General features: G+C 65.9%; 10 protein-coding genes and 1 pseudogene. 4 read left to right on the top strand and 7 right to left on the bottom strand.

The window, feature by feature from the left end; translation table 11 throughout:
• Together LDN95_RS06925 and LDN95_RS06920 are read left to right on the top strand one after the other, a co-directional pair.
• Positions 1-106: pseudogene (locus LDN95_RS06925) on the top strand (IS5/IS1182 family transposase); the annotation flags it as partial.
• Between the two features lie 112 nt (positions 107-218).
• A complete protein-coding gene (locus LDN95_RS06920) occupies positions 219-401 on the top strand; it encodes a Flp family type IVb pilin (RefSeq protein ID WP_226016912.1) in 183 nt (60 codons plus the stop codon).
• 172 nt (positions 402-573) lie between these two features.
• Here LDN95_RS06920 and LDN95_RS06915 read toward each other — a convergent pair whose 3' ends face one another.
• From LDN95_RS06915 to LDN95_RS06905, 3 genes are read right to left on the bottom strand one after another with little or no spacing between them, the layout of a single operon-like run.
• Positions 574-1518 carry an acetyl-CoA carboxylase carboxyltransferase subunit alpha gene (locus LDN95_RS06915; RefSeq protein ID WP_226016911.1) on the bottom strand — a complete coding sequence of 315 codons (945 nt, stop codon included), beginning with the start codon at positions 1516-1518 and terminating at the stop codon, positions 574-576.
• A 33-nt stretch (positions 1519-1551) separates the two neighbouring features.
• A complete protein-coding gene (locus tag LDN95_RS06910) occupies positions 1552-2457 on the bottom strand; it encodes a tyrosine recombinase (RefSeq protein ID WP_226016910.1) in 906 nt (301 codons plus the stop codon).
• On the bottom strand, positions 2457-4427 hold the full coding sequence (locus tag LDN95_RS06905; protein ID WP_226016909.1) for a hypothetical protein: 1971 nt from the start codon (positions 4425-4427) through the stop codon (positions 2457-2459). The genes LDN95_RS06910 and LDN95_RS06905 overlap by 1 nt, the downstream gene beginning before the upstream one ends.
• Positions 4428-4706: 279 nt before the next feature.
• On the opposite strand from LDN95_RS06905, the gene LDN95_RS06900 reads away from it, so the two are divergent.
• Both LDN95_RS06900 and aroB read left to right on the top strand, forming a co-directional pair.
• Complete coding sequence (locus tag LDN95_RS06900; RefSeq protein WP_226016908.1) at positions 4707-5282, top strand: shikimate kinase; 576 nt, start codon at positions 4707-4709, stop codon at positions 5280-5282.
• A complete protein-coding gene (gene aroB, locus LDN95_RS06895; protein WP_226016907.1) occupies positions 5273-6382 on the top strand; it encodes a 3-dehydroquinate synthase in 1110 nt (369 codons plus the stop codon). Before LDN95_RS06900 ends, aroB begins: the two co-directional genes overlap by 10 nt.
• A 9-nt stretch (positions 6383-6391) precedes the next feature.
• Here the strand turns inward: aroB and LDN95_RS06890 are convergent, their stop codons facing one another.
• The 4 genes from LDN95_RS06890 to LDN95_RS06875 form a co-directional block, all read right to left on the bottom strand.
• The gene (locus LDN95_RS06890; RefSeq protein WP_226016906.1) at positions 6392-6859 is read right to left on the bottom strand and encodes a DUF488 family protein; all 468 of its coding nucleotides are present in this window, start codon (positions 6857-6859) and stop codon (positions 6392-6394) included.
• Positions 6859-7230 (bottom strand): tRNA-binding protein, encoded by a 372-nt coding sequence (locus tag LDN95_RS06885; protein WP_226016905.1) that lies wholly within the window; start codon positions 7228-7230, stop codon positions 6859-6861. Before LDN95_RS06885 ends, LDN95_RS06890 begins: the two co-directional genes overlap by 1 nt.
• 40 nt (positions 7231-7270) lie before the next feature.
• Positions 7271-8053, bottom strand: coding sequence for an enoyl-CoA hydratase-related protein (locus LDN95_RS06880; RefSeq protein ID WP_226016904.1), 783 nt, complete (start codon positions 8051-8053; stop codon positions 7271-7273).
• A gap of 90 nt (positions 8054-8143) precedes the next feature.
• A complete protein-coding gene (locus LDN95_RS06875; protein WP_226016903.1) occupies positions 8144-9112 on the bottom strand; it encodes a glucokinase in 969 nt (322 codons plus the stop codon).
• Between the last annotated feature and the right edge of the window lie 4 nt (positions 9113-9116).

The following is a 9116-nucleotide window of genomic DNA, read 5'->3' as shown; positions in this document are numbered from 1 at the left end:
CCTCGCCAAAGACTGGGAACGCTCCATCGAGAGCTCGACCGCGTGGGCGAATATCGCTTCTATCCGGATGCTAACCCGCAGAATTGCGCGACTTTCAGCCGCATGACAGACTTTTGAATCGGGCTCTTAGGCTTTGCCGCCTAGCAATGTGGCGTCCGCTCCGGGGATAAAAGTTTGGTGCGGGCCGGGAATATCGAGGACACATACAGGAGACCATGATGAAGCTTTTCCGTGACCTGCTCGCCAACGAAGACGGCGCGACCGCAATCGAATACGGCCTGATCGCCGCCCTGATCGCCGTCGCCGCCATCACCGCGATGGCTTCGCTCGGCAACTCGCTCTCGAACACCTTCTCGCTGGTGTCGAACGACATGAACAACGCGCAGGACGGCAAGTTCTAAGAACTTCCGCGCGCTTTGCGAAAACGGAAAACGGGTGGGGTTTCCCCGCCCGTTTTTTCGTGCGCGCAGCAAGTCTTCCAGTGCGCGACGATCCCTGGATGATGCACGCAACCGTCATCCGGGCGATGCATTCATCGCACAGGTTCATGGGAAGCGCGGCTGAGAAGCGGAATCACCCGCCGATGCGCAGGAACCGTTCCGCACGCAGGCTGCGCAGCGCTTCAGGCTTGCGCCCGGCCAGCCCGTCCAGTTCCTCGCCGATCGCCTTGGCCAGTGCCGCAGCGGCTGCTGCCGGATCGCGATGGGCCCCGCCGACGGGTTCAGGCACGATCCGGTCGATCACGCCCAGCGCAAGCAGATCCCGCGCGGTCACTTTCATGGCCTCGGCGGCGTCGGGTGCCTTCTCCGCAGTGCGCCACAGGATCGAGGCGCAACCTTCGGGCGAAATAACCGCATAGACCGCGTGTTCGAGCATCAAAACGCGCTCGGCGCTGGCCAGCGCAACCGCTCCGCCCGAGCCGCCCTCACCGACGATCGTGGCAACCATCGGCACACCGAGTGCAAGACAGGCCTCGGTCGAGCGGGCGATGGCTTCGGCCTGGCCACGTTCCTCAGCCTCAACCCCCGGAAACGCACCCGAGGTGTCGACCAGCGTTACGACCGGAAGGCCGAACCGGCTGGCCAGTTCCATCAGGCGCACCGCCTTGCGGTAGCCCTCCGGCTTGCCCATGCCGAAGTTGTGGCGGATGCGGCTTTGCGTGTCGTTGCCCTTTTCATGGCCGATCAGCATCACGCGGCGGTTGCCGAGTCGGGCAAAACCACCGACGATGGCCTGATCCTCGCCGTAAAGGCGGTCACCGCCCAACGGCATGAAATCGGCAAAGGCTTGCGCCACATAGTCTTGAAAGTGCGGGCGCGCCGGGTGACGGGCGACTTGCGTCTTCTGCCAAGGCGTCAACGCCTTGTAAGTGGCCGCAAGCAGTTCCGCCGACTTGGCCTCAAGCCGCCGAATCTCCGTTGAAAGATCCAGGTCACCGCTTGTGGCAGTGTCGCGCAATTCGGCAATGCGCGCTTCGAGCGCGGCGACCGGCTTTTCGAATTCGAGATACGAAATCATGACACTGCGCGCTACGCAGGCGGCGAGCTGCGGTCAACCACCGATACGCACTTGTCCCTGCGTGACCCCCAGCGGATGGCGTTGATTGACCAGCGTGACCAGCCGCGACGCATCGACATGGGTATAGATCTGGGTGGTGGCGATGTCGGCGTGGCCAAGCAGGGTCTGCAGAACGCGCAAGTCCGCCCCGCCTTCGAGCAAGTGGGTGGCAAAGGCATGGCGCAACACGTGCGGGCTGACCTTCTCGGGATCGAGCCCGGCGCGCGCGGCCAGATCGCGCAACAACTGGAACAGCCGCACCCGCGTAAGGTGCCCGCCACGTGGACTGGGGAACACATAGCGCCCACCGGCCACGCGCAAGTCCAGCCAGTGCGTCAGCGCTTTGCCCGCTCGCGTTCCCACCGGCACCAGCCGCTGCTGCCCGCCCTTGCCGGTTATCGTCACGAACGGCGCATCGCGCGGCACCGCCGCCAGCGGCAATGACACAAGCTCGGTCGCGCGCAGTCCCGAACCATAGAGCAGTTCGAGCAATGCCAGCAACCGCACGGCGACAGGATCGCCATGCGCGGCATCGGCCTCGGCCAGTTCGAACAGCGCGGTGATTTCGGCATGGCTGAGCAGGCGCGGCAATGGCCGGCGGGCCCGCGGACGCGGCAGCGCGCCGGATGGATCATCCTCGCGCAGGCCCTCGTCCTGCAGGAATGCGTAGAACTGCCGCAACGCAGACGCCTTGCGCGCCAGACTGGCCGGGGCCAGATCACCCCATGCTTGCCCGAGTTTCTGCAAAGCCGCCCGGTCGGCCCCGGCGAGATCACCGATGACCGCTGTGGCCCCTTTCAGATCGCGACCATAGGCGGCCAAGGTATTGGCCGATGCACCGCGTTCGGCGGACAGCATGGCCAGAAAAGCACGGACAGGATCATCCGATCCGGTGCTCATCAGACCCGCGACACCGCCTCTGCCGCGATCATCCGTGCTTCCCCGTCAAGCCCGACCCGGCGCAAGGCCGAAACGATGTGATACAAGTGCAGCCCGGTCATGTGGTCCCACCGATCGCCCTGCATACCGAACGCTGCGAGCAAAGCGACCAGCGCCGGATTGTCCGATTCCGCCGCGGCATCGATTGCGCGGGTCCAGCGGGTTTCGCGGGCCAGATCGAGTTTCAGCTTGGCAGCGACCTCGCGCGCGGTGTTGGCGTCGATCCGGCCAAGTCCGGCCAGCCCCGCGACAAGGAAGCGCGCGCGCAATTGATTGCTGCTGTCATCACCCGAAACGAACGAATCGAGGTTGGCGGTGGAGATTGCCGAGAGCTTGCCCGGAGAGGCGAGCATGATCAGCCCCCAAGCCTCGCTGCCGACCGACAGGTATGGTGCCCAGCGCGCAGCGTTACGATCCAGCCCTGCGGTCAGCATCGAGGCGATCAGCCCTTCGGCATCGCCCGACAGCCCCTGTTCGGGGACCATCCGGGCAGCGGCGTAGGCGGTGAGCACAAGGCGCGAAAAGGCCCGGTCGGGATCGCTCGCATCGCCCCACAGATCCTTGATCGCGCTCAGCCGATCGCCCGCCTCGGGGGCAGTATAAGCCGTGCGCAGTTTGCCGGCGAGCGGCCCCCATACGGCGTCGGGCTCTTCCAGCGCGGCAATCTGTGCGTAAAGATCGATCATTGCCGCGCTCGACAGCACGCCCCGTCCGGCAGCGATATCGGCGGCGCGCGCGCGCGCGGCGAGGCTCAACATCGGCGCGCGCGTCGCCAGCAAGGCATAGCCCGCACCCGATGAGGCGCGCAGCGATTCGGGCGGCTCGATCCCGGTGGCAAAGGCAAGGCCGGTGCGCCACGCGGTCAGCGCATCGACGCCCTTCCATTCGATCGTCACTGCCCGGCGCGAATGCGCGGCCGCTCCGGCAAATTTCTGCGCCAACAGGATGTCGATGCGATCGCCGGTGCCCTTGCGCATCGCCTGATCGAGCCGCGCCATCGCCGGGGCCCCTTCGCCCCCGGTGAAAGCAAGGCAGATCGCGCGCGACAGATCCCAGTCCCAGCCGGGATGCGCAGCAGCCGTCAGCGCGGTTACCGGGCAGATCCCCACCGGATCGGCAGTGGCCAGCATCGCTGCCAAGGCAGCGTCTTCAAGATTGCGGGTATAGAACCCGTTGTCGACGGCCTGAACCAGTTGCCGCGCAGCATCGGCCTCCCCCATGCGCAACAGCACTTGCGCGCGCGCTGCCGCCCAATCGGCGCCGTTCATGCCGACCGGCGTATCCAGCCTGCTCGCCAATGTGCGGCGCAACAGGATGTGCCCCCAGCGCGACACCAGCCGTCCTTGCAAATGGTCAAGGATCGGACCGACATAGGCGCCATTAAGGTAGTGCGTCGATGTAGCGGGCAGACCGCCATCGGCCTCCGCCAGAAAGCCGACCTGGGCCAAACTGCGCTGCGCCTGCGGCGGAATGTCGACCTTCGGCGTGGCCGAGCGGATCAACTGGTCGATCAACGCCGGATCGATATCGTCGAGATTGTCCACCGGCGCTGCTGCTATCTGCGCAGGTGCATCGCGACCGGTCGTGCCGGCACTGACTCCGGCGTCCTCGGGCACTTGGGCGACAAGTGGAGCGGGCCCGCGTGCAACTGGCTGAGCCGGGCGGGCAACAGGTGTTGCCGTACCGCCCGGTTTGGCCGCAGCAACAGGTCCGGTCGGCTTGGCGGCAGATTGAGCACCCGGCCGGGCGGCGGGCTTGGCGGTTGCAGAGGGTGTCTTGGCCGTCGCTGGCGCGCGCGGCGCACGTTGCGGCGCTGCGGGCTTGTCGTCAAAACCGGGTGGCAGAAGCGATTCCTGTGCAGCCACCGCTCCCGACAGCCCGGCAACGACCAGTCCGGCGCACATCAGCAGTTTCACGCGCCGCGACGTCATTGGCCGTTTCCAGCCGGTGATGCGCCTTGCGCTACCGGTTGCTCGATCCATGTCGTTGGCCGGGGGCCACCCATCATCCATGCCACCACCAGTAACACGGTCGCAGACGCCAGCAAAAGCGCGACAGCAACCAGCCAGAAACCCTTTTTCACCAGACGTTCACCCGGCTCGCTCCATCCGCATCGTGGTCAGGCCCCTTGCATCGCATCGCTCGGAAGCTTGCTTGGGGATGCACAGGTGCTTGCGCTTGGCCCTAGCGCAAGTATAGCCCGCCCGGCAATGGAGCATGACACTCTCACACCTGCGGAAATCGACCGCATCGCGCGCGCCATCGATCGCCCGGTCGTGCTGGTCGGCATGATGGGCGTGGGCAAGACCACCGTCGGCCGCAAGCTGGAAACACTCACCGGCCTGCCTTTCGTCGATGCCGACGAGGAGATCGAGCGCGCAGCCCACATGACCATCCCGGAAATCTTCGCCACTTACGGCGAAGCCTATTTCCGCGATGGCGAGCGGCGGGTCATCAGCCGGTTGCTTGGCACCGGCAGCCGGGAGGACGCCAAGATCCTTGCGACCGGCGGCGGCGCCTTCGTCGATCCCGACACCCGCGCGCGGACGCTGGAAAAAGCAATCGCGGTGTGGATCGACGGCAGCGTCGAAACCCTGCTCGAACGGGTATCGCGCAAGGACAACCGGCCGCTGCTGCGGCAGGGCAATCCGCGCGAAATTCTGACCCGGCTGCGCGACGAACGGGCGCCATTCTATGCCGAGGCGCCGATCCACATCATGAGCGGCCATCAGCCGCACGGCGTCACCGCGCACCGCATCTTGAGGGCAATCGACCAATGGCTGTGATCCCGGTCGCCATCGCTGGCGCTCCTTACGATGTGCGGATCGAGACAGGCGTACTGCGCAATGCAGGCCATCACTGCAGACCGTTCATCCGCAAGAACCACGTAGCCGTCGTCACCGACAGCAACGTTGCCGCGGCGTGGCGCGATACGGTCACGGATTCGTTCGCGGCAGAGGGCATCACATCGCACTGGCTGGTGCTGCCGGCGGGTGAGGCGACCAAATCGTGGGCGTATCTGGCGCAAGTGGTCGATTTCCTGCTGGCGCAGGAAGTTGAACGCCGCGACAACGTGGTCGCGCTGGGCGGCGGCGTGATCGGCGACCTGACCGGCTTTGCCGCCTCTATGGTCAAGCGCGGCTGCGGCTTCATCCAGTTACCGACCACACTGTTGGCGCAGGTCGATTCGAGCGTCGGCGGCAAGACCGCGATCAACACACCGCTCGGCAAGAATCTGGTCGGCGCGTTCCATCAGCCCTCGCTGGTACTGGCCGATCCGCTGGCGCTCGATACGCTGCCCTTGCGCGACACGCGCGCAGGCTATGCCGAAGTCATCAAGTACGGGCTGATCGATGATGCACCGTTCTTTGCATGGTGCGAAGAAAACGGCGCGAAAGTGCTGGCCGGTGACGCCACGGCACGCGAAATCGCCATTGCGCGCTCGGTTGCGGCAAAAGCGCGGATCGTGGCGGCGGACGAGAAGGAGACGGCGGGCGTGCGCGCGCTGCTCAACCTCGGCCACACCTTCGGCCACGCGCTTGAGGCAGAAACCGGCTACTCCGACCGCTTGCTGCATGGCGAAGGCGTGGCGCTTGGTATGGTGCTGGCCGCGCGGTTCTCGGTACGTCAGGGGTTGATGCACGGGCAGGATGCCGAGCGCATCGCCGCGCACATCGGATCGGTCGGCCTGCCCGCATCGCTGGCTGCGCTGGGCCTGGATTGCGACGGGCGCAAGCTCGCCGACCACATGCTCCACGACAAGAAGATGGACGCGGGCACCCTGCCTTTCCTGCTGCTGCGCGGCATCGGGCAGACGTTCCTGGCCAAGGACGTGAACCTTACCGACATCGCCGCGTTCCTTGACGAGGAGCTGGCGCGCAGTTGAGCTAACCGCTCAGTCGGGCACGAGATCGCCGGGCACCAGATCAATGGCTTCGAAGTCGGTCAGTGCCGACTGGCGCAGCAAGGTGCGATGGCATTCACAAGCCTGCCGTTCATAGCAAAGTAGCGCGGTGCGGCGCGTCCCGGCCAGTTCGCGCAACCGGCCTGCGGCGATGATCGCTTCGGGCAAGTCCAGTTGGACGGCATAGATCCGTTCGAGCGCAACATGATCGTGGCGGCGCGCGGCGGCGCGACCATCGGCCGGTGTGCCAAGCGCGCGGAAATGGACGTAGTCGATCCCCGCCTGACGCAAATTGGCTGCCAGCGCCGTCTTGGAAAAGCCGGGGCGACGCGACAGCGGCAGCGCGCGAACGTCGGCAACCACCTCCACCTGCGCCGCCAACAAGACGGCAAGGAAAGCGTCCATCGTCGTTTGTTCGTAGCCGACGGTCCAGACCGTGGGGACGTGGTTGCCGGCCATCAGAACAGCCTTGATCCGTTGGGCACCGGCTGGTCGGGCGCAAACAGCACGACGCGCCCTTCCTCGTCGGCGAAGCCCAGCGTCAGCACTTCGGACATGACCTTGCCGATCTGGCGCGGAGGGAAATTGACCACGGCGGCGACCTGACGGCCGATCAGCGCTTCGGGCGTGTAGTTCGCGGCCACTTGCGCGCTGGTCTTGCGCACGCCGATGCCCGGGCCGAAGTCGATGCGCAGCAACAGGCTGGGCTTGCGCGCCTGTGGGTATGGCTCGGCGGCAATCACCGTGCCGATGCGGATATCGACCTTCAGGAAATCGTCGAAAGCGATGGGCTCGCCCGCAGGAGCGGCGGGATCATGGTCAAGGTGCATGGCCCCTGAATCCACGATCCCGCCCGCATCGGCAAGCGTCTTACTTGCCGGTGAACTGCGTCTTGCGCTTTTCAAGGAAGGCAAGGATGCCTTCGGCGGCATCGGCGCTGTCACCGGCCTTCCACTGGCCTTCGGCTTCGGTCAGCAGGGCGGTCGGCAGATCGCTGTCGAGCGCCTTGGCCAGATTCTGGCGCATCGTGCCAAGCGCCACCGTCGGCCCGTTGGCAAGCCGCTCGGCCAGTGCCAGCGCCTCATCCTGCAAGACCTCGTCGTCGACCGCCTTGTAGATCAGGCCCCAGTCCTCGGCCTTTTCGGCACTGATCCGCTCGCCCAGCATCATCATCTGGGACGCGCGCGCCTTGCCGATCAGGCGCGGCAGGATCCAGCTTGCCCCGCCATCGGGAACCAGCCCGATGTTGACGAAAGCCTGCAGGAAATAGGCGCTCTTGCCCGCAATGGTGAAGTCACCGGCCAGTGCGATCGAGCAGCCTACGCCTGCCGCCGCGCCGTTGACCGCCATGACCACCGGCACCGGCAGGCGCGCGAACTTGAGGATCATCGGGTTGTACGATTCGGTCAGCGCCTTGTAGCTGCCCGCCCCGCCCGCAAGTGCGCGCTTGCCGGTTCCGGCGAGATCCGCGCCCGAGCAGAACGCCCGGCCCTCACCCGTCACCAGCACCGCACGCGCATCGCCGATCAGCGACAGCGCATCCGAAATCTCGACCGCCATGTTCGGCGGGCAGGCATTGAGCCGTTCGGGCCGGTTGAGCACGATGCGCGCAACATTGCCGACACGTTCAAGCCGGATCGTTTCGAAATCCATGGGCACTCTCCCTCGCCTCTTAATCGATCGATTAAGTCAAGAGCTAGGCGAGCGCGCCGATCTTGGCAAGTGGCCTGTTGGCGTGCCCGATCAGTTGGCGTGCGCGTGGGCGAAAGCCGCCGCTGCGCCGAACAGGCCTGGCTGCGGATGGGTGATCAGCTTGACCGGAATGCCCGCCATCATCTGCTCGAACCGCCCCTTGGCGCGAAACCGGTCGGCAAAGCCCGAGCGCACCAGCGTATCGCGGATGCGATATCCAAGCCCACCGGCCATGACCAGCGCGCTTGAGCCATGCGCCAGCACCAGATCACCCGCCACACTGCCCAACGACAGGCAGAAGCGATCCACCGCCGCCGCCGCCAGACTGTCCTCTCCGGAAGCGCCAAGCGTCCACAGCGCCTTGTCGTCCTGAGGGGTGAAGGGTTTGCCCTCGATTACGGCAAGCGTCTCGTAGATGTCGACGATGCCGGGCCCGGCAACCACGCGCTCGACCGAAACCCGGCGATGACGCTTGCGCAGCCGCGCCAGAATGGCGTCCTCGATGGCATCGAGCGGGGCATAGTCGATGTGCCCGCCCTCGGTCGGCTGGACATGATAGCTGCCGCCATTGCGCCACAGCATCGCCACGCCAAGGCCGGTTCCGGGACCGACGACACTGATCGTGCCGACTTCGGGCAAGGGTTCTTCGGGGCCAGTCAGATGCAGCAGGTGCTCGTCCTTGGCCTGCGCCACCGCGTGCGCAACGGCGGCAAAGTCGTTGACCACGACATAGTCATCGGCGCCCAGCTTCTCGGGGATCAGTGCAGGACGGATGATCCACGGGTTGTTGGTGAACCGGATGATGTCGCCGCCCACCGGCCCCGCCACCGCAATCGCCGCCGCACGTGGGAGATTGCCGCCCGAAAGCCGCTCGAACTCCTGCCAAGCGAGCTGGAAACTGGGGTGTTCGGCGGTCTTGAGCGTCACCGCCTCGCCCAGCGACACCACCGCGCCCGCGTCCACTTCGGCCAGCGCAAAACGGGCGTGCGTGCCCCCGATGTCGACCGCGACAACCTGCATCCCG

Source organism: Novosphingobium sp. FKTRR1 (assembly GCF_020404405.1).
Classification (GTDB): Bacteria; Pseudomonadota; Alphaproteobacteria; order Sphingomonadales; family Sphingomonadaceae; genus Novosphingobium.
This window is presented reverse-complemented; position numbering and strand designations above follow the sequence as displayed.